This is a genomic window from Methanosarcina subterranea (assembly GCF_055385895.1).
The window spans coordinates 4,522,660-4,543,352 of sequence record NZ_AP042426.1 but is presented as its reverse complement, the minus strand read 5'-3'; the positions used below and the strand labels follow the sequence as shown (position 1 = coordinate 4,543,352).

General features: G+C 43.1%; 13 protein-coding genes and 1 pseudogene. 6 read left to right on the top strand and 8 right to left on the bottom strand.

What is annotated here, in order from left to right; translation table 11 throughout:
* Positions 1 to 8: 8 nt before the first annotated feature.
* Entirely contained in the window at positions 9 to 785 is a 777-nt protein-coding gene (mtaC, locus tag ACZ5A8_RS19805; protein WP_464531081.1) for a methanol--corrinoid protein MtaC, read from the bottom strand.
* Positions 786 to 1,687: 902 nt separating this feature from the next.
* Here mtaC and ACZ5A8_RS19800 point away from each other — a divergent pair.
* Both ACZ5A8_RS19800 and ACZ5A8_RS19795 read left to right on the top strand, forming a co-directional pair.
* Positions 1,688 to 2,542 (top strand): helix-turn-helix transcriptional regulator, encoded by an 855-nt coding sequence (locus tag ACZ5A8_RS19800; RefSeq protein WP_464531080.1) that lies wholly within the window; start codon positions 1,688 to 1,690, stop codon positions 2,540 to 2,542.
* A 273-nt stretch (positions 2,543 to 2,815) separates the two neighbouring features.
* Positions 2,816 to 3,607: a helix-turn-helix transcriptional regulator gene (locus ACZ5A8_RS19795; protein WP_464531079.1), complete on the top strand. Its 792-nt coding sequence runs from the start codon at positions 2,816 to 2,818 to the stop codon at positions 3,605 to 3,607.
* Positions 3,608 to 3,664: 57 nt separating this feature from the next.
* Here ACZ5A8_RS19795 and ACZ5A8_RS19790 read toward each other — a convergent pair whose 3' ends face one another.
* Entirely contained in the window at positions 3,665 to 5,632 is a 1,968-nt protein-coding gene (locus ACZ5A8_RS19790; protein ID WP_464531077.1) for an SWIM zinc finger family protein, read from the bottom strand.
* Entirely contained in the window at positions 5,629 to 7,551 is a 1,923-nt protein-coding gene (locus ACZ5A8_RS19785; protein ID WP_464531076.1) for an SWIM zinc finger family protein, read from the bottom strand. Before ACZ5A8_RS19785 ends, ACZ5A8_RS19790 begins: the two co-directional genes overlap by 4 nt.
* Before the next feature lie 173 nt (positions 7,552 to 7,724).
* Here ACZ5A8_RS19785 and ACZ5A8_RS19780 point away from each other — a divergent pair, with 173 nt between their 5' ends.
* A complete protein-coding gene (locus ACZ5A8_RS19780; protein WP_464531075.1) occupies positions 7,725 to 8,201 on the top strand; it encodes a DNA-deoxyinosine glycosylase in 477 nt (158 codons plus the stop codon).
* A gap of 95 nt (positions 8,202 to 8,296) precedes the next feature.
* Here the strand turns inward: ACZ5A8_RS19780 and ACZ5A8_RS19775 are convergent, their stop codons facing one another.
* The 4 genes and pseudogenes from ACZ5A8_RS19775 to ACZ5A8_RS19760 form a co-directional block, all read right to left on the bottom strand.
* The gene (locus ACZ5A8_RS19775; RefSeq protein ID WP_464531073.1) at positions 8,297 to 8,476 is read right to left on the bottom strand and encodes a DUF362 domain-containing protein; all 180 of its coding nucleotides are present in this window, start codon (positions 8,474 to 8,476) and stop codon (positions 8,297 to 8,299) included.
* Positions 8,477 to 8,725: 249 nt separating this feature from the next.
* Complete coding sequence (locus ACZ5A8_RS19770) at positions 8,726 to 10,684, bottom strand: SWIM zinc finger family protein (protein WP_464531072.1); 1,959 nt, start codon at positions 10,682 to 10,684, stop codon at positions 8,726 to 8,728.
* A 51-nt stretch (positions 10,685 to 10,735) separates the two neighbouring features.
* A pseudogene (locus ACZ5A8_RS19765) lies at positions 10,736 to 12,241 on the bottom strand (FAD-dependent oxidoreductase).
* Between the two features lie 139 nt (positions 12,242 to 12,380).
* Positions 12,381 to 13,925, bottom strand: coding sequence for an FAD-dependent oxidoreductase (locus ACZ5A8_RS19760; protein WP_464531070.1), 1,545 nt, complete (start codon positions 13,923 to 13,925; stop codon positions 12,381 to 12,383).
* Between the two features lie 390 nt (positions 13,926 to 14,315).
* Between ACZ5A8_RS19760 and ACZ5A8_RS19755 the strand changes: the two genes are divergently transcribed.
* On the top strand, positions 14,316 to 15,389 hold the full coding sequence (locus ACZ5A8_RS19755) for an AAA family ATPase (RefSeq protein WP_464531069.1): 1,074 nt from the start codon (positions 14,316 to 14,318) through the stop codon (positions 15,387 to 15,389).
* A 727-nt stretch (positions 15,390 to 16,116) separates the two neighbouring features.
* On the top strand, positions 16,117 to 18,138 hold the full coding sequence (locus tag ACZ5A8_RS19750; RefSeq protein ID WP_464531068.1) for a PAS domain S-box protein: 2,022 nt from the start codon (positions 16,117 to 16,119) through the stop codon (positions 18,136 to 18,138).
* 158 nt (positions 18,139 to 18,296) lie between these two features.
* On the opposite strand, the gene ACZ5A8_RS19745 is transcribed toward ACZ5A8_RS19750, so the two are convergent.
* Positions 18,297 to 18,767 carry a hypothetical protein gene (locus ACZ5A8_RS19745; RefSeq protein ID WP_464531067.1) on the bottom strand — a complete coding sequence of 157 codons (471 nt, stop codon included), beginning with the start codon at positions 18,765 to 18,767 and terminating at the stop codon, positions 18,297 to 18,299.
* A 711-nt stretch (positions 18,768 to 19,478) separates the two neighbouring features.
* On the opposite strand from ACZ5A8_RS19745, the gene ACZ5A8_RS19740 reads away from it, so the two are divergent.
* Entirely contained in the window at positions 19,479 to 20,537 is a 1,059-nt protein-coding gene (locus ACZ5A8_RS19740; protein ID WP_464529690.1) for a transposase, read from the top strand.
* The last annotated feature ends 156 nt before the right edge of the window (positions 20,538 to 20,693 follow it).

Genomic DNA, 20,693 nt, shown 5'->3' with positions numbered 1-20,693 from the left:
CACTCACCTCAGTGCTTGTGGAATTTGTTTCTTAATGCTGCAATATCTGTGGTACCTGCAATGATTGCGTCAGCAATCTTGGGTGCGTCAGCTGCTTCTTCACCGTACACACCGAGTGCATACTGGGACACGAAGTCCTGGTTAACTGCGCCGCCACCGCATGCGAATGGGATCTTTATTCCCTTCTCAAGGAGCTTGTCGTTAACTTCCTTGAATGCGTACATGGTGGTGGTCATGAGTGCAGTACCTGTGACCATGAGGGGCTTGTTTGCAACAACTGATGCAACAACTTCGTCAATAGGGACATCCCTTCCAAGGTCAACAACATCATAGCCGTTTGCCCTGAGGAGAGCGGTAACAATGTTCTTTCCGATGTCGTGAACGTCACCTTCTGCGACGTGGCAGACAACGGTTCCCTTTGTTACAGGGGCAGTTTCGGAGTTTTCCTTACAGAATTCGATACCATTGAGCATGGCGTCAGCAGACATCATGACATTGGGGAGGAAAATTATACCTTCATCGTAGAGCTTGGTGACAACGCCCATACCGACCATGAGGGCATCGTCGATGAGGGTGATCGGGTCCTTGCCTGCATCCATTGCTGCCTGGAGACCCTCGACTACGTCATCTTCTTCTCCTTCGAAGATGGCTTTTGCAATCGGGTAAATAAGTTCGTCTTTAGGATAGAGCTCTTCTGCGGCGTCTTCAGGCGTCATTGCCTTTTCCAGAGCCACATTGTATCTTGTTAATACCTTTTTCAGACTTGCCTCTGTAAAGTCCAACATATTTCTAAACCTCCATTTAGATTAGATAAAAAGGTCCTTGCCACTCCGGATCTGTAGTTTTCCGGATTTATAAGGCGTGGGGGAGGTTCCGGTTTTGCCTTTGTAAAGCTTTTTCTTTTTGTGGTAGTATTCTGAGATAAATCTGAAGTTTATTTAGTTTTGAAGGCATAAATTCAGATTTCTGCAATACATACCGGTAAAAGAATTTCTTTCTCCTGTTACCGGAACTTTTCCTTTTTTAGTGTATTTCATGCCTGCATGCTGACATGTCTTTACAGCTTAATTAGGGGAAATCATCACATATACCATAACCGACGGAAATTTTTTCCTGATTTTTACGGGGCAATATGGGGTCTAAATTTTTGAGGCTATTATTTGACTTTCTGGCTTCTGATTTTTTTAGTCCCTCTTTCCTGATAAAAGAGCTGCAAATTTTTGAGGCAAATATGGGGTATCCTCCTCAACATTTTTTACCACTTTTTTATTTTTGAACAGCCTTACTTTTTTTGAACAATGACATTATTTAGATAAAGCCTGTCAAAAATTTCAATGTTCATATTTCCTTTTTTAGCTTAACATATTATATTTATTCAGAAACTGGGAAAGTCGTTGCCTTGCTGGACTCTGGCTAATGGTATTGTTTTCCTCTTAAATTTTGCTCACTTCCTAACTTACAAAATCATATTACTGAGACCATCTTACGTTTTAAATTATTCATCCAAACCCTTTTATATAAATGTACATATCGGTTACCTCCAGTATATGGCGCAAGCTCTTCCTTTAATTAGGGTCTTACATGACCTGAACAGAACTCAAATTTTTATTCGCTCTTGTGCGAATCTGTTAGTACCGCGTAACGCAGATATCCTATATTTACAAAAAAAAGAGATAGAAGTGGTTTAATGCAACCTGAGTTAATAGATATAGTATTTCGTTCCCAGAAAAGAAGAGACCTTCTCTTACTCCTGGGAGAAGAACCCAGAACAATTGAAGACATTAAAATCCTCCTCGATGTTTCTCCCACAGCTATCTTACCCCAGATCAAAAGGCTTACAGACAGCAACCTGGTTATTCAAAAAAATGGCAGCTATGAACTGACAGATATGGGAGAGCAGGTATTCAAAAAAGTCAGGTCCCTTGTCGATGTTCTTACTCTTGTTGAAAAAAATGACTACTGGACCGAACACGACTTGGGCGGAATCCCGCAGTATCTTCTTGACAGGATAGGGGACCTTAAGGACTGCAATCGGGTCAAAGCCGATCCCAGCCAGATATTCGAACCCAGTACTGAGCTTTTGAAATTCTTTTCCTCTTCACGTTATCTCATGGTTTTTTCATCCTTCTACAGGCCTGAGTTCCTGCCCCTTTATTCAAAGCTCGGAAGACTTGAGTCAGAGGTCTCCCTTATTTTTACGGAATCGGTACTCGAGAAGTTCCTGTACAACTATGAACGGAAAATAAGGAAACTTTCAACAATGAAGAATACCGAACTGTCTGTCTGTAAGGATGGTGCAAAAATTGCCGAACTTATTGTTTCTGATCTCGGGATGATGGTCTCCCTCTTTGACAGCCAGGGCAGGTTCTATCATGAGTATATGTGCTGTTCCGAACCTCAAGCTATTTCCTGGGCAAGAGAGCTCTTTGATTTCTATAAATCAAGGGCATTAAAAGTTGAAGGCGAGAAGAGCATTGACAATTTTACATGCACGTCCGAAAACAGAGCTTTCTCAGAATCTCTACTGTTGAGCCTTCACTGATATACTAATATTTACTGATATACTGATATTTGCTGATACACCAACATTTACTGACATACTGATAATACTATGTATCAACAGATTTAAGATAGGTTTGAGGTTTAATCCGAAGTAACTGAAGCAATTAAGATTATCCGGAGTAGCTAAAATTGTTCGAGTAACTGAAGTTATTCTATTAGCTGGAAAATTGCTCTTCAATTCAAAATAACTCAGATAATCTTTATTAACGCCTTATTTAATCTCAAACTCTTTTCCGGAGGGAGGCTGAATCGAATGAGTATGGAACTGCAGTTAATAGATACTATTTTTTTTTCGGACAAAAGGAAAAATTTGCTTTTATTCCTGAAGAACGGACCAAAGACAATTGAAGAAATCAAGACCGAACTTGAAGTCAGTTCCAGTCCTATAATGGCTCAGATCCGCATTCTGCTTAAAGACGGTCTGCTAGTACAGAAAGATGACAGTTACGAACTTTCTGTAAAAGGTAAACTTATAGTTCCCAAAATGGAACCCCTCCTCTCCACATTCCGGGTCTTTGATGAAAACCATGATTACTGGGCAAGGCAGGACCTTCGCACCCTTCCTCCGCACCTGCTTGACCGGATCGGGGAGCTCGGCAAGTGCATGGAACTCGTGCCTGATAGAACTCATATTTTTGACTACCCTCCCGAAATAATGGATCCACTCTACAGGTCAAAAACTGTGATGGAAGTCTCTTCATTTTTCCGCCCCGGATATCCTGGACTCTATCTGGATCTTGCAAATAAGGGAATAGAAGTCTCTCTGGTTCTTGAAAGACCCATATACAGGAAGTTGATCACTGATTACAGGCAGGAAGTAGAAGAATTCATAAACATGGGAAATACACAGATATTTGTCTGCGACAATAAAATCGAACTTGCTTCCAGCCTTGTTACTGACCGCTTTATCTCGATATCCATGATATCTAAGGACGGAAGATACTACAACCATGAAATGGTAAGCTTTGAAAAAAGCGCCCTTGAATGGGGGCAGGAACTTTACACCTATTACAGGGACATGTCGGAAGAGATAACGGAAATCTAAGGAAAGTAAAGGAGATCTGAGAGAGGTAAAGGAAATTTTGTTTAGGGGAATCTGCCCTTACTCCTCAATGATCCGCTCTTTTCCCAGCATATCAAGGATTTCAAGCAGCTTTCTTTTGAGCTTATTCTTTTCCCGGATTTTCCTTAAATAAGACTCCCATCCGGCTTTTTGTCCCCGGGATTCCATAGCATTTCTGACCATCCTGAGATAGATGGAAGCCGATTCGTACGCATCTACCTTTGTCCTGGAGATGAGTTCCTCTGCAATCGTTTTCCATATATCGATCGCAATTTCCGGATATTTCTCCTGTACGGTGCGGGCAATTTTATCTCTCCTGGTAAAATACCTGTCTTCCCCCTTTTTTCCCCTTATTTTTAACTTGTTGTACCACCTGGCCACTTCATCGGGATTCTTTTCTTCAATGGCGATGTCGATCAAGAGTTCAAAGTCAAGTGCATCAATTTTTTTGAAAGAATCTCTGTCTGTCAGGCCTGTCTTTGGGAGGATCCCGGGCAGGCTCGAGGGTTCTTCGCCAAGCCTGGCCCTGTCCGCGGGAAGGTTCCCGCTTTCCAGGTACTCATGGACAGCTTCCCTTACTTCTTCCCAGACCCCAGCTTTTTTTGCCGATTCCCGCAGGTCCGTGTAAATTTGCAGCGAAGGGTGCCTGAAAAACTCTTCGGCTTGCAGGGCTGTTGCAAAAAGCCAGTTTCCTTCTTTTTCCTTGATTTCAAGGAGGATCCGGAAGAGTTCATAGGCAATTCCGGGGTATGAACTTCTGGTTTCTTTTATTTCCCGGTAGATATATTCTTCAGCTTTTTCTTTTTGCCCCGCGGCAAGCAACACTTTGACCAGCCGGATGTAGCTCCAATCAGCTCCAGCTTCTGCTTCCTCTTCGCAAAGAGAAATAGCTTCTTCATAATTACCGGCTTTTTCGAGCGACAGGGCAAGCCGTTCAACAAGATGTTCCCGGTCCCAGCTGGAATCTGAAGGAGTTTTCTCGCTATCGCTTGTATCCAGCTTGTCTTTAAGGATTTCGGAGAAGCGGCGCCATTCCTCAACAGGAAAATCCGAATTCCAGAAGGTTTCTTCGTCAAAAATCCCGTATTCGTCTTTTGATTCAAAGCCCAGGACCCTGAGCATCTTTTCGTGGGCCGGGCTTCCGGATTGCAGAAGGGCTTTGATCACAACCCCCATGCATTCGCCAACTTTCATGCCGATGTCTCCCTCTTCATCATAAGGGGCTATTTCTTCATACCCTTCCAGAATTCTCATCCCCAGGTCTGCAACCTCCCCCGCATGTCCTGCTTCAAGAAGGCTTTCCAGGCGGTTCTTTATATCCGAAAAATCAGGAGGTGTGGATTCATAATCCCTGTAATCATAGCTTCTGGCTTCCTCCCAGAGCTCTTCCAATTCTGAATATATGTCCGCGACCGTCCCCTTCGTATCTCCCGATGCAAGGTTCAGCATGTCCCAGAGGTGTCTGGAAAGCAGGGAGTCCCTATCTGACAAATTCATCAAAAGGTCGATAAGCTCCTCTTTTTTCATCAGTTCCAGGTACTCCCTCAGTTCTTTCCGGAAAACCTGATAAGAGTCCGGGGCCTCCTTTCCTTTCAGGGCAGGGCTTTGTCTGGCCATTATAAGGAGTATGTCCCCTTCGGTAGCAATGGGTACTTCTTTTCCCTGCTCTGCAAGTTCCAGATATTCAAGCACGACTGCAACTCCGTGTTTGCAGTCCCCTCCAACCGGACATGTGCAGGTGGAACTCAGTTTTCCGCTTTCCAGGGAAACTTCCGTGAGATATGGCTTTGTCCCCAGCACCCGGGCAACCAGCCCTCCTTCAGGAGTGCGTTTTATGTCCTTTACCCTTTCTTCGTCCTGGTACTTCATTCCCTTCGCGGTGGCTTTCTCTCCCGCCCAGGCCTGGAGGTCGCTCCACTTGAGGGCCCTGAACGGGTCGGCGTTTTTGCTTTTTGATGGCATAGAATAGTGTTTCGAGGAGGTGATATAAATAAGGGGGTCTGTCATCCCTCCATAATTCGGTCTTTTCCCAGCGTATCAAGGATTTCAATAAGTCTCTTTTTGCGTTTATTTTCCTCCCTGATCCCACGGAGATATATTTCCCATTCTCTTTTTTGTCCCACGGCTTCCATGGTCTCTTTGATCTTCCGGAGGTGTATGGCAGCCTCTCCGTAAGCATTCACATTTGTTTTTGAAATAAGCTCTTCAGCAAGCTTTTTCCATATTTCTATCGCAATATCGGGGTATTTCTCATGCACGGTGTTTGCGATTTTGTTTTCGTCGATATGATATGCGTAGCGTTTTGCTGCTTCCCCTCCCTTTTTTAGTTCTCCGTACCACCTGACAACCTCATCCGGAGCTTTTTCTTCGATAGATATTTTGATCAGCAGGTCAAGAACAGGAGGTTTAATCTCTCTGAAGTCGTCGGGATCAAGAAGCCCTGTTGCGGGAAGAGTCCCGGGGATGATTGAAATTTCGGCAAGGTTTTTGAGCCTGATTAAGGGCATTTCTCCATTTTCAAGGTATCTATGAGCTTTTTTCCTGACTTCCTGCCAGATCCCGGCTTTTTCGGCTGCTATCCACATGTCAAGATAGGAAGAAAGTTCCGGAGCTCTGAAAAAATCTTCCGCCTGAAGGGCCGCTACAAAATAGAGATCTCCTTCTTTTTCTTTGATTTCGAGAAGGGTCTGACGGAGTTGTCTGGCAATTCTGGGTTTTTCTTTCCGGGTTTCCCTGATTCCCCGGTAGATCCATTCTTTTGCCTTCTCTTTTTGTCCTGATTCGAGCAGCACTCCCACCAATCGGACATAGCTTCCCTTCTCTTCGGCTTCGCGTTCACAAAGAGGGATAATTTCTTCAAAAAGCTCTGCGTTTTGCAGGGCCTGAACCAGCCGGTCAATCACGTAGTCCCTATCCGATCTTGAATAGTCAGGGAAGTACCCTTCTTCAATTTCATGCAGGCGAGTTTTCAGGATCTCTGCAAAGCTTTTCCACTCTTCCGGGGAAAATTTCTCTTCCCAGAACTCATTCTCGCCAATGATGTCGTATTCGTCCTTTAATTCAAACTCTAAGGCTTCAAGCATCCTTTTGTGGGCCGGGCGAGAGGACGCGGAAAGGGCTTCGAATACAATGCTCATACAGTCGGAAATTTCCATTCCGATTTCCCCTTCCGAATCATACTCCACAATGTATTCATACCGGTCCATGATTTCTTTCCCGATACTTATCAGCTCATTGTAGTGCTCTGCATCAAGCAGGATTTCCATCCTGACCTGCACTTTTGAAAAATCAGGTCTTTTACTTTCATAACCCCATGGGTCGTACTCCTGCGCTTCTTCCCAGAGTACATCTAGTTCGGAAAGGATGCTTTCGAGAATTCCCCCTATGTTTTCCACTTCAAGGTCTTGCCTGTCCCGGAAGTAGCTGCCGAGAACGGGACTTTTTTCCGAAAACTCCATCAGGATATCTATCAATTCCCCTTTATTCAATCCTTCGAGCCATTCCCGCAGGGGCGGTCGGGGGCTTTTACCGGGTTTGAGGCTTTCAAAAGTTTCGGTTCCCTCCTGCATGCGCCTGACCCTCAGGAGGAACGGGTCTCCCTCGGAAAGGACAGGGACTTCTTTTCCCTGTTTCAGGAGCTCAAGATACTCCAGGACAACTGCAACCCCATGTTTACAGTCGCGGCCCACAGGACAGGTGCATATAGAGCTAAGTACCCCGTTTTCCAGAGTGACCTCTGTGAAATATTCCTTTCTTCCCTGCACCATTGCAAGCAGTTTTCTTTCCGGGGTACGTTTTATCTCCTTTACCCGCCCTGTTTGCTGGTAGTCCTTTCCCTTTGAAGTGGTCCTTGAGCCGGCCCATTTATCGAGTTCGCTCCATTTGAGGGCTCGGAACGAGTCGGCGTTTTCTCTCTCTGAAACCATGAATAACTATTGGGAGAATTATTATAAATAACAGCAGAAAAATCCCTAACTCTGAAAGATTTTTTTTCTCTGGCCTTCCCTCTATCTTGACTCTCTCTTCCAGAAACCCGTTTCAGCGAAAGGAGCTTTTGCTTTCCATAACTTGAAATAGCCTCAAACCCAGTTTCCTCCACATGATAAAGCGAGGTTTTCCTCCTGTTCTTGATGAAAATACTGAGATCCTTATTCTGGGCTCGCTTCCCGGCGACGAGTCAATAAGGAGGCAGCAGTACTACGGGCACCCTGGCAATGATTTCTGGAGGCTGGTCGGCCGCGCCATCGGAGAGAATCTTCAGGACACGGATTATGAAACGAGGCTTGAGACTTTGAAACGCAACCGAATCGGACTCTGGGATGTGTTTAAAGCCGGAAAAAGAGAAGGAAGCGAGGACTCAAAAATCAGGGAAGAAGAGGTAAACCAGTTTTCGATATTAAAAGAGATAGCTCCGGGGCTGAAGCTGGTCTGTTTTAACGGCAAAAAATCAGGAAAATATGAACCGCTTCTGAGAGCAATGGGCTATAAGACAAAAGTCCTGCCCTCTTCAAGTGGAATAAACCGAAGATCTGTAAAAATCAGGGAAGAGGAGTGGGAAGCCACTCTAAAGCAATAAAAGCTATCCTTTTCAGCCCTCTCACTCTTTCCCCTTTTCAAGTAGTAGTTTTCGTTTAAGAACGGACCTTAAGCTGTGAATTCCAGTTCCCCGGATCATTCGTTCTTTATTGCACCTATAGGACAGGCTTCTTCACAGGCTCCGCAGTCCACACATTCGTCTTCATCCACAACCGCACAACTTTCATCCTCATCAATAGTAATTGCTTCTACAGGGCACTCTTCTACGCAGGTCCCGCAGCCTGTACATTCTTCTTTGTTGATTTTAGGTGGCATTGGTTTCAACTCCCTATTTCATTTTTCTGTCTACCGTATTTGTATCCGTATTTTGAAGCGAAGTTAGAGCTCAGGATACAGGTATCTCACCAAACTCTATTTTTATTTATCTCTTTTTATATATAAAAATTTGTTTTTGTCTTTCCCAATTCTACTTTTCTTTCCCATTCTTCCTTTCCTTACGATCATTTTTCCTATTCTCTGATCTCTCACCCTAAATTTCTCACTCGCTGACGACCCATTCTCTCCTTACTCACTTATGATCCTGTCTTCTCCAAGCATGTCCAGAATCTCAAGCAGCCTTCTTTTGCGTCTATTTGCTTCCTTTATCCCTGATAAATAGGCTTCCCAGTTTTCTTTTTTCCCTCTGGTTTCGAGTGTTTCCTTTATCTTTCGGAGGTATGTAGACGCCTCTTCATATGAGCTTACTTTCGTTTCGGAAATCAACCTCTCTACAAGTTTTTTCCATATCTCAAGCGCAATTTCCGGATGTTTCTCTTTCACTGCGTTTGCAACTTCACTTTCAGAAATCGAATGCCAGTACCTTTCAGCTTCCTCTCCGCCTGTTTTAAGCTCTTTATACCAGTGAACCACTTCTTCTGGGTCTTCTTCCTGAATTGCTACTTTTATTAAAAGGTCAAGGGCAGGAGCCTTGATTTTCTGTATTGAGTCTGGCTCCAGAAGCCCTGTTTTCGGGAGAACACCGGGAAGAATTGAAATTTCTTCTTTACCTGAGATTTCTTCTTTATTTTTTACCTGGCCGGCTTTAGCCTGAACAGCTGGCAGCTCTCCTGTTTTCAGGTATCTGAGTGCAGCCTCCCGGACTTCCTGCCATTTTCCTGAATTTCTGGCTGCTTCCCGCATGCCAAGATAATGAGCCATATCAGGAGCCCTGAAGAACTCTTCTGCTTCAAGGGCAGCTGCAAAAAGCCAGTTTCCTTCTTCTTCTCTGGTCTCAAGCAGGATCTGCCAGAGCTCGCGGGCGATTCCGGGCTGGTATTCCCTTGTTTCTTTGATTCCCCTGTAAATCCATTCTTCTGCTTTCTTCTTTTGTCCGGAGTCAAGCAGCACATTGACAAGCCGGGCATAATTGCCTGTTTTTTCGGCTTCGCGTTCACAGATCGGGATTATCTCTTCAGAAAGCCCGGCTTTTAGAAGGGCATCAATCAGCCTGTCAACGGCGTAATCCCTCTGCCAGGAGGAGCTATAGAAGGTATCTTCTGCCCGATCAGTTTCCTGTAATTTAACTTTCAGGGCTTCTGCAAAACGTCTCCATTCTTCGGGAGTGAAATCTTCTTCCCAGAAAGTGGTTTCATCAAGAATATTGTAGTTATCTCTTAACTCGATTTCAAACATATAGAGCATTTTCTCATGAGCAGGGAGGGAAGATCGGGACAGAGCTTCAAACACCACATCCATGCAGAAGGATATTTTTGTTCCTATATCCCCTTCTTTATCGTATTCTGCTATTCCTTCGTATCTGTCCATGAGCTCTTTTCCGATATCAAGCAACTCATCAGGATGTCCCGCATCAAGCAGGCTTTCCAGCCTGACCTGCACGTCTAAAAAATCTGGTACATCATTTTCATAACCCGGATAGTCAGGGTGACCGGCTTCTTCCAGGAGCTCGTCAAGTTCGGAGTAAACTCCTTCGATAATTCCTTCCACGCTTTCTGCTGCAAGGTTCTGCCGGTCTCTGAGGTACCTGCCAAGCATGGTATCTTTCTCTGCAAACGCCACCAGTACCTCGATCAGTTCCGGTTTTGTCAGCTGTCCCAGGTATTCACGGAGAGCCCGGGTTGAGGATTCCTCACCTTTGCCAGCGCCTGCGGTTTCAGCTTCCGTATACCCCTGCCTGGCTCTCGCAATGAGTGTATCTCCCTCGGAAATAACGGGAATTTCCTCTCCCTGCTCTGTCAGTTCCAAATATTCGAGCACGGCTGCAACCCCATGCTTACAGTCGTGCCCTACAGGGCAGGTACAGATTGAGCTCAAGTTTCCGTTTTCCATCAAAATTTCTGTGAAATATTCTTTTGTTCCTTCTACCCGGGCTACGAGGCTGCCTTCCTGGGTTCGCTTAAGCTCTTTTACCCGCTCGTCTTCCTGGTACTTTATCCCCTTTGCAGTCGCCTTTCCTCCTGCCCAGTCCTGCAGGTCACTCCACTTTAATTCTTTAAAGGGATCAGAATTTTCACTTTTTAATTGCATAAACTATCATTTCGACTACGTAATATAAAAATAGGAATTACGAACCTTTTTTTATGTACGAATATGGTTTTCGTCCTGCCCCCTTACTTTCTTCTCAAGGAGCCCGTATACTGCAGGGCTCTGAATAACTTCTCCTCGAGCATTATAGCGGGAACCATGGCAGTGGCAGTCCCAGGTTTTCTCAGCATCATTCCAGGAGACAAAACAGCCCATATGCCTGCAGGCTGGATTGAGAGTATAGAGTACGCCCTGCTGATCCCTGTATACTGCTACCTTCTCTTCTTCCCCTTTCTCAATAATAGTCCCCTGCCCCGGTTCAATTCCGGATACATTTTCCATGGAAAACTGAGGTCCCTGTCCGGATCTTGAAGGGTCATATACTTCAGTCCATGGGTTATCCCTTCCAAGGATCGTATCCGTGAGAATCATTGCTGCGGCAGTGCCTGCAGTCATGCCCCATTTCTTAAAGCCGGTTGCCAGATACAGGTGCTCACTTTCCGGGGTAAGCCTGCCTATAAGCGGAATTTTATCTTCAGATATAACATCCTCGGTCAACCAGTGGTAGTCAATGGAGCGTACTTTATAGATTGACCTTACCCAGTCCTCAAGGTGCCTGTAGTGCTCATGCGTGGGGTTTCCGTTCCCGGTAGGATGCCCATCCCCAACTACCAGTACCATTTCGCCTCTTTCCGTGGGCTGCGAGCGCAGAGACCTCACAGGTTCCTCAGCGTTAATGAATATCCCCTCAGGGAATGGCTCTTCAATGTATGTTCCGAGCACGTATGACATCGATTGTTTCAGCTTTTTGAATAACTCTCCGGGCTTATCAATAATAGGGAAATTTGTTGCCTGGATTACGTTTTCTGTAATTACGGTTCCTTTGTCCGTTTTTACAACAGCGGGGTCCCCTCCTTCGATTCCGAGAGCCCTGGTCTTCTCAAAGATGTGGCAGCCATTTCCCGGAATCTCTTTTGCAAGGGCACATAGGTATTTTCTGGGATGAAACTGTGCCTGATGGCTGAACCGGACTGAACCGTAGGTTTTAAAAGGAAGTGGCAGATCTCCTTCAAATGAAGCTGGAAGGCCCAGGCTCCGGGCTGCTCGAACTTCGTCCAGGATCTTTTGTGCAGAATCCTCAGAGCCTGCATACACATAAGCGGGTTTGTGAGAAAAGTCGCAGTCAATGTCCCATGAACGGACTATATACTCAATCTTATCGATTGCTGCCTGATTGGAGTCAGCTTACTGTTTTGCCTGCCCTCTCCCAAATTCCGATATAAGACGGTCATAGATAAGGCTGTGCTGGGAGGTTATTTTTGCAGTCGTGTTCCCGGTTGTCCCTGTGATGATTCTGTCTGCTTCGATAACTGCAACAGACACTCCGGCTTCCTTTAAAAGAAAAGCTGAGGTAATTCCAGCTATTCCTCCTCCAATTATTGCCACATCAACCCTGATGTCTCCAGAAAGAGCAGGATAATTGGATTCCGGGGTGGTTGCCACCCAGTAAGATTTCGCCTTTCCAGGCAGGGCATAATCAGTTTTATTCTGATCTGGCATCACTATTCCCTCTTCATTTACTTTGCTTTTTTCCTTTACTTGTAGAATCATCACCAGCTACCAGCTCGGGATTCTTTTACCGGAACCCTTTCAACTGACTGTTCTCTGCCCCTGAACTCTCTATTTTTCGCGCAGGCTCTCATTTTTTAACTTTCTTTTCCGAAAGCCCGGAAACGGCAGGACTGTGAATGACCTCTCCTGTTGCGTTATAACGAGAACCGTGACAGGGACAATCCCATGTCCTTTCCGCATCGTTCCAAGAAACGATACATCCCATGTGCTTGCAGGAGGGGTCAAGAGTATGAAGCGCCCCATTCTGGTCTCTGTAGGCTGCCACTCTTTCGCCTTCTATTTTGACAATCGCACCTCCCCCCGGCGCAATATCTGATGCCTCTTTATGAGTGGGGAGTATACGGTCACCCACAAGACCTTTAGTAGCCTCAATGGCCTGTGAAACAAAAGTCTTTGCTGACTCTACCGGTTTGAATCGTGAAGGGTCATATACCTCCTCCCAGGGGTTTGACCTTCCGAGGATCATATCCGTAATGATCATTGCTGCAACCGTACCTGTGGTCATACCCCATTTTTTGAATCCCGTTGCAAGGAATATATTATCATTACCTGAAGTTAACCTGCCAATATAGGGGACGTGATCAACGCTTATAGTATCCTGGGTAGACCAGCGGTAATCGACGGAATTGACAGAATAGACTGACCTCACCCATTTCTCAAGGTTTTGATAACGAACAGTTTCGTTTTCTTCTTCACCTGTTCGGTGTCCCTCCCCGGTTACAAGGACAAGTTCTCCTCCATCTGTACGCTGCGAGCGCAGGGATCTGGCAGGCTCTTCGACATTTATGAACATCCCGTCAGGGAAAGGATCCCGAATTCGAATGCCAAGTACATATGAACGGGACTGGTAAAGGCGCTGGAAAAACATCCCGGGCTTGTCATGAATCGGATAATGCGTTGCCTGGATAACCTTCTGTGCTGTCACGGTTCCTTTATCCGTTGTTACGGTTGTGGGATTTTCCCCTTCTATCTTCAATGCCCTTGTCTTCTCAAATATATGGCATCCGTCCCCATGAATCTCCCCTGCCAGTGCATTGAGGTACTTTGTGGGATGGAATTGCGCCTGATTACTGAAACGGACTGCGCCATATGTTTCAAAGGGCAGGGGCAGTTTCTCTTCAAAAGAAGCCGGAAGCCCGAGTTGTCGGGCTGCCTGCACCTCGTTTCGAATTTTCCCGGTCGAATCTCCAGAGCCTGCATAAACATAGGCAGGCTTACGGACAAAGTCACAGTCTATCTGCCTTGAGTTTACTATAGAATCTATCTTCTCTATGGCTGCCTGATTGGATTCTGCGTACTGCTGTGCCTGCCTTTTTCCGAACTTTGAGATCAGGCGGTCATAGATCAGGTGGTGCTGGGATGTAACTTTGGCTGTAGTGTGCCCTGTAACACCTCTCAGGATACGACCTGCTTCAATAATTGCAATTGACGAAAACCCTGCTTCTTTTAACAGGTAAGCCGTAGTGAGCCCAACTATTCCCCCTCCAATTATCGCAATGTCAACGTGAATGTCTCCGTGAAGTGCAGGATAATTGGACTCAGGTGTAGTTGCCAGCCAGTATGATTCTGCCCTGCCGGGCAGGATATAATCGAATTCCTTCTGGTTTGCCATAGCTTTCACCAATATTAATTTTCAGGGTTCCCTCTTCCTTGAGCCTTTTCTTATTGACTAACTCTAAAGGCAAGTCTCCAGGAGCTCGCTCAAGTCAGTACGGCACCCCCACTCACAACTCTCCCCCGTACATATTCTCGAGCATGTCCTCGAGTAAATATTATAAATTTATCCAACTAAATATTATAAAAATCAATAGTAATATTAACTCAGGTATTCTTCGTTTAAGCAGAATTAACCAAAAAGATTGGAATTTCAGGATTATCTGTCTCTGGACAGGTTTGCTCAAGCCATGCCTGTTGATAGAGATTTACCATGCCTGTTGACAGAGATTATCATACCTGTTGATAGGGATTGAGCTATGTTTCAAAATTAGCTATGGGGCATCATATGAGGTATTTAGTATTTTTGAGAGGAATACCCGGATCCGGCAAATCAACTTTCGTTAAAGAAAACAGGCTCGAGCCCTATACAATTTCCTCAGACCAGGTCAGGCTTCTCTTAAAGCCTCCGGTACTCTCCGTTACCGGACAAACCACAATCTCCCAGAAAATCAACCGCAGAGTCTGGGGGCTTATTTACTCGCTTATTAAATGCCGTATGGAAGAGGGGGAATTCACAATCCTTGATGCGACCAATGCGGGAAATGCAGATCTAGCAAAGTACAGGCAGCTCGTCAAAGCTTACAGGTATAAAGCGTTCTGTGTTGATTTTTCGGATGTGCCTCTTGAGGTTGCAAAAGAAAGAAACATGAAAAGGCCTGTATACGAGGTTGTGCCGGAGGCTGTAATTGAAGATATGCACTGTATAATAAGCAGGCAGAGTGTGCCGTCATTTGTTTCGGTAATAAAGCCTTACGAATTCCATGAGAAACTGCAGTACAGAGTCACTGACTTTTCTTACTACAGAACAATTCATCACATCGGAGATATAAACGGCAGTTATACAGCGCTGATGAAATACCTGGCATGCGGACTGAACGACAGAGACCTGTATATTTTCCTTGGAGATTACGCAGGTAGCGGGGCTGAAAATGCCAGGGTCATTAAGTTCCTGATCTCAGTCATGTGCAGAGATAATGTGGTCCTGCTCGAAGGGGACAATGAAAAGTGCCTTTGCAATCCGACTGGTGAAGAACAAACCCATATCTCAGAGTTTGGAGATACCTTATACCTCATGCCAGAACTCGATCAGGCAGGAATTACAAAGAATGATATCCTTGAATTATACCGGAAAACGGTACCTTGCATTTATTATAAATTCCATACAGAACATGTGCTCGTAACGCACGGAGGGCTGAGCAGCCTTCCTGAAAACCTGGTATTCATAGGGACCGAACAAATGATTAAAGGTGTGGGTGAGCCTGAAGATGCATCTCTGATTGCTGAGAGTTTTAATAAAAACACGAGTGAGAATACATTTCAAATTCACAGCCACAGGAATCCTGAAAACCTCCCGGTTTAAAATGGCAGAACGTTCAATTTATGCGATGAAAACCAGAACGGAAAATCCCTTCGAGTCCTTACTCTGAATAATGAAGGGTTTCATGATCATTATATCCGGAAAGAAAGTTAGTCGAGTTACAGGTTCACTTAGTCTAGTTCAGGTTCCCTTAATCTAGTTCAGGTTCCCTTAATCTAGTTCAGGTTCACTTAGTCTAGTTACAGGCCCACATTCCGAAAGCTACAGGTCCAATATTCTGAGCCTGCTGGATTGAATAGTGTTTTCTCAAATTTATAAAGTAGCTTCAGTTCATCTAAGTAAAAAAATTCTAATGAGTTCAGTACCCTGTCCCGGCATCTTACTCAATATATTCAAACATTTTTATATCCCCTGCCAGGTAGGTCGAGAGTTTTAAGCCTTCTGATAATGTATCGAAGGCTTGAAGATTGCCCCGGCGGATTTCTTCATTCATGTATTTTCTTTAGCTGATTAAAAATAAGTATTATTAGTACCTTTAATAAATTATACCATTGAATCTTTCTTTAGGCTATCTGATTTAATAATCTTCAATTTATATAAAACGCGGAAATTTATAGCCTGTAGAGGCTTATGAAGTTTTCTTTAATCGCAGGTTTATATTATGACTATCAGGATAAGGTAGGCTATCCGAATATTAAACATGGGCATTAAACCTGGATATTAATTATCTTTTAAGTGTTTATGGTCGGTGGGAGATAGAGGAACAAAAATGAGTAAAGGCTGTCATGGATCCGGCAAGCAGGAGAATAAAAGCACTGTAAATATTAAAAGCACGCCTAAATTCTGCAGTCAGGTTTATGGAAATCACAGATTCGAGAATATACTGCAGGAAAATTTCTTTTTTAATAGAGTTCTCAATGTAATGGTAAATCCTGTTGTATGTAAGGATAAAAACGGCATGTACCTTTTCGTAAACAGGGCTTTTGAAAAACTTGTTGGGCTCCCGGCCAAAGAAATTATAGGATGTATCAGGCCTGAGATAGCCAAAAAGATTTATGAAAAAGCTCAGAAAATAACTGCTATAAAAGAAGGATATTTCGAAGGCTATTTCCAGCAAACCTTTGACGAATGGGACCGCATTGATACGGAATCCTTCGCTTCTGAAGGTGCCAGGATCTTTGAGCAGGAAATAGAATGTGCAGATGGAATAAAAAGGGTTTTTCTTGTAAACCTTTCTGCTTTCAATGATAAAAATGAGGAAATTCAAGGACTGGTTACTGTTCTGCAGGACATTACCGAACTCAGAGAATCGGAAAATGCCCTTGAAGAAGACGATGAAAAATATAGAATTGTTACAGAGCAGACCGGACAGCTCGTTTACGATTTTGATTTAACAACGGATGAGGGCAGCTGGGCTGGTGCCATAGAAAAAGTTACAGGGTATTGTAAAGAAGAATTCCAGAATATGGGCAGAGATGCCTGGGTCAAAAATATCCACCCTGCTGACAGGGACCCTGTGATAAAAGAATTTATGGAAACCAGGAAGAATGGGAAAAGCTACCGGGTAGAGTTCAGGGTCAGAAGAAAAGACGGATCATACATCTATCTGGAAAACAATGGTATTTACCTTACGGATAAATCAGGTAAGCCTGTCAGATCTCTCGGTGCAATGAAAGATATCACTGAAAGGAAAATCGCTGAAGAGAAGATCCAGGAAAGTGAGGATAAGTACCGTTCTTTTGTGCATAATCTTAAAGGAATCGCTTTCCAGTTTGACAGGGACTTTAAACTGAAATTCATGCATGGCGCTGTTGAGGAAATAACCGGATATAGCGAAGAGGAACTGGTCTCTTCAAGACTATGGACAAAACTTATCGAACCTGAAGATCTCCCTGTCTTTCTTGAAGAAGAGACTAAAGCAAAGCAATGTCCGGATATTAACTGCCAGGGAGAGATTAACTACAGGATCAGGTGTAGGGACGGGAAAATAAAATGGGTGCATGAGACTTATCGGAAAGTCCCGGCCAAAGACGGAAAGCAGGACGTATATAATGGTCTAATATACGACATCACTGAGAAAAAAGAAGCTGAAGAAACCCTTTCAAAGGTTGAGATGGCTCGAAAAAAAGAAGTTCACCACAGGATAAAAAACAACCTGCAGGTAATTTCATCTCTGCTTGACCTCCAGGCTGATAATCTGGACGATGAACAGGTAAAAGAAATCCTCAGGGAAAGCCAGAACCGAATAATGTCAATTGCTCTTATCCATAGAGAGCTTTACAGGGACAGGGGAACGAATAATGTGAATTTCTCGACCTACCTTCGGGAACTGGCTGAAAATCTTCTGGAAACTTACAAAATTGGTGATTCCAGAGTCATTCTGTACATAGATCTCGAAGAAAATGTTCTCCTTGATATCGACACTGCAGTCCCGCTGGGCATTATAATCAATGAGATCTTTTCCAACTCCTTGAAGTACGCTTTTCCGGATAGAAAACCCGGAGAGATTCGTATCAGCCTTGTAAGGAAAAATCCAGGAAAGTTTGAGAGTAATTCCCTGCATGAAAGAAAAAACAAAGGTCTGGAAGGAGGTACCAGGTTTATTCTTACTATCTCTGATAATGGAGTGGGTATTCCCGAAACTTTCAATATCGAAAAATCTGACAGCCTGGGGCTTCAACTCATACATGTCCTTATAGACCAGCTGGATGGAAAGGTCAAGCTTAACAGGGAAAATGGGACAGAGTTCATCATCGAATTTACTGCGCAGGACTGCAGTAAATTACTTTAAGATCCGGACTTTAAGAACCTGAAGTTTAAACAGTTTTATTATTTTTTCCCCCTTTATTTCTTCCCTCCTTGTTTTTCCCTCTCTATTTCTTTTCCCTTTTATTTTTCCCTCTCCTCATCTCTTTCTGCCTGATTTGTCTCTATCAGCTGTCCCCAGGATTACTTCCTTAATTTCAGGTTCATAATCGAATCTATCTGCCCATTTACCTTCTCTACATAATCAATTGTAATCTCCTCGGGGTTCACCAGCTTAATTGTAAAATCTTCCCGAAATTTTTTGCCGTCCTTGAGCCCGTCATATTCCCCTTTCAGCGTATTTTCGTCAGACCAGGCAGCCGTATGGTCATGTGTTTCTGCCATATTGGTGATGCTATAGATATGCAGTCTTCCAGTCTCCTTATCGAAGCCAAATAAGTTGTCCAGCTCATAGGTACCAAGTTCTTTCACTTCAAACTTATTTGATGACTTCAGGCCCCAGCCACCTGCAGCTGTGCCAAAATTCCATTCCCCTTTCAGTCTCATCACGCTGCCCCCGGTTTTAATAGTTCCTTCCACACTCCATTCCCCCAGAAACACATGGAGCTTCTTCATCTCAGCAGGAACAGGATACATTTCACTTATAGTAGGCATAAAATATACTTCCCCTATCTCCTACTATGCTTTCAGGTAATTATGTAATTTTTGTCCTGCTTGATACTGACGGATCAGTAATATTCAGGTCTCTCGGTTTTTCTCTTCAGTTCCGGGATTGATTTTTGTGCCAGAATTTATGATGAGATAGCTCAATCTTCTAAATTGCCAGGATTTCTTTGTAATCAGTATTTCTACTGGTTATCCAAGGGAATTTAAAGAATACTTGGGACCAGAGGAAAATAACTCAGTGAACTCTCTCAATTCCTGTACGTTTCGAATTTTGATTTTGCACTGTATACCTATCTGGTGATAGTAAATATTACTTATAAAAGAAATGTAATTGTCAAAAAAGTAATTAACTTCTTAGAAAAAGTAATACATTTGGCTGAATGCTTTTAACTGTTACTATAAGATCAGAATTATTATAAGAACAGTATTATACTAAAATCAGAATTATTATATGATCGGAATGAGCCTGTATACAATATACGTAATTAGAATAAGTATACAGATTGCTAATACCTTTTAGGGACCTGAAAAATTTTATGAAAAAAATAAGTGATATAAGTGTTTTATTCAATCAAATGACATTAAATTTAGTTCCCCTTTAAAAAATACAGCATATTTTTGTCTAAAATTCAATTTTACCTCGTTAAAAATCGTAAAATTTATTGAGGAGGGCGTATAATCCTCCTCTGGTGTTTGTTTGTGAAACCTCCGCTTATCCCAATAAACGAAGATTACAAATGGAAATTGCTTTCAGAGATATTAAACGTTTTTGATTTACGATCTACCAGGCAAATCCTTTCACAATATGGAATCTTACCTCTTGAGAAATCAATACCTGTTCTGAAAATCGTCATTCTAAGCATGTATTTTTGCCTTGAAATTTCCTATGTAGTCAGAGAACTGGAAGAAAAGAAAAAATTACGAAAATTTATGAGAATAAAGTCAGTACCTTCTGAAAATGAAGTATACAGTATTATGAGCAGCTTTGATCCGGAGCAGTTTATCAACTTCATTATCGTATTACTTAACAGCGTTTGTTCTCGGCGTAAAAGAGGTTTAAATCATATCATAATCGATAGCACAGACATCAATCTTGATCTTAATTGGTTTAAGAGAAAAATTAGCAAAAAGATGTTAGAAGATCGAGAATTTAAATGGGGACACTCTAAACATCGAGGTTATTTCATAGGGATGAAACTGAGTCTTGCCATGGAATATCCAAGCTTAAAACCGTTAGCTTTCGTCGTTAATGAAGCAAATGTTAGTGAATACACGGTTTATCCCCAGATTCTAGAAGAGCTAAAGAGAAGAAAGAAAATAAGACCAGGAGATGTACTTTATTTCGATAAAGGTTATTTTTCATATGAAAATTATGTAATAGGAATAGCAAAATACAAAATAGTTCCGATTATTTTTCCAAGGATAAATTGCAATTACAATAAACTTTTCGACATGCTAAGCTATCCTTTGAACATATTTGATTCAAAAAGAAATACGGAAGAGGAAAAGAAAATATATAAAAGACTTGTAGCAAAATTTAAATCTTTGATGGAAAATTGGGGAGCACTTAAGTCTATTAGATCTCTCATTGAGGACGTATTTAAATTAGCCAAAAAAGCATGCAATATGGAGAATTTACACAGATATACGATGCGTTCTGTAAAAAAGTACTGTTCTTTGGCTGTATTTTTGACAGGGGCAGTTACAGCTTTCTTTATTAGCGATAAAAAGGGATTACAACGCTTGGCTGAGAGTTAAGAAAAAAAAGCACCATAAATACCTTTGATTCGGTATCAAGTTGAAACATACTTAGAATAGGCTCTCTTTCTATAAATATTTACTCAGTCTACGTTCTTAATGGCGGGTTAAAGATTTCCTGTACTTCCCCTATACACTTAAATACTCCTTGCATTT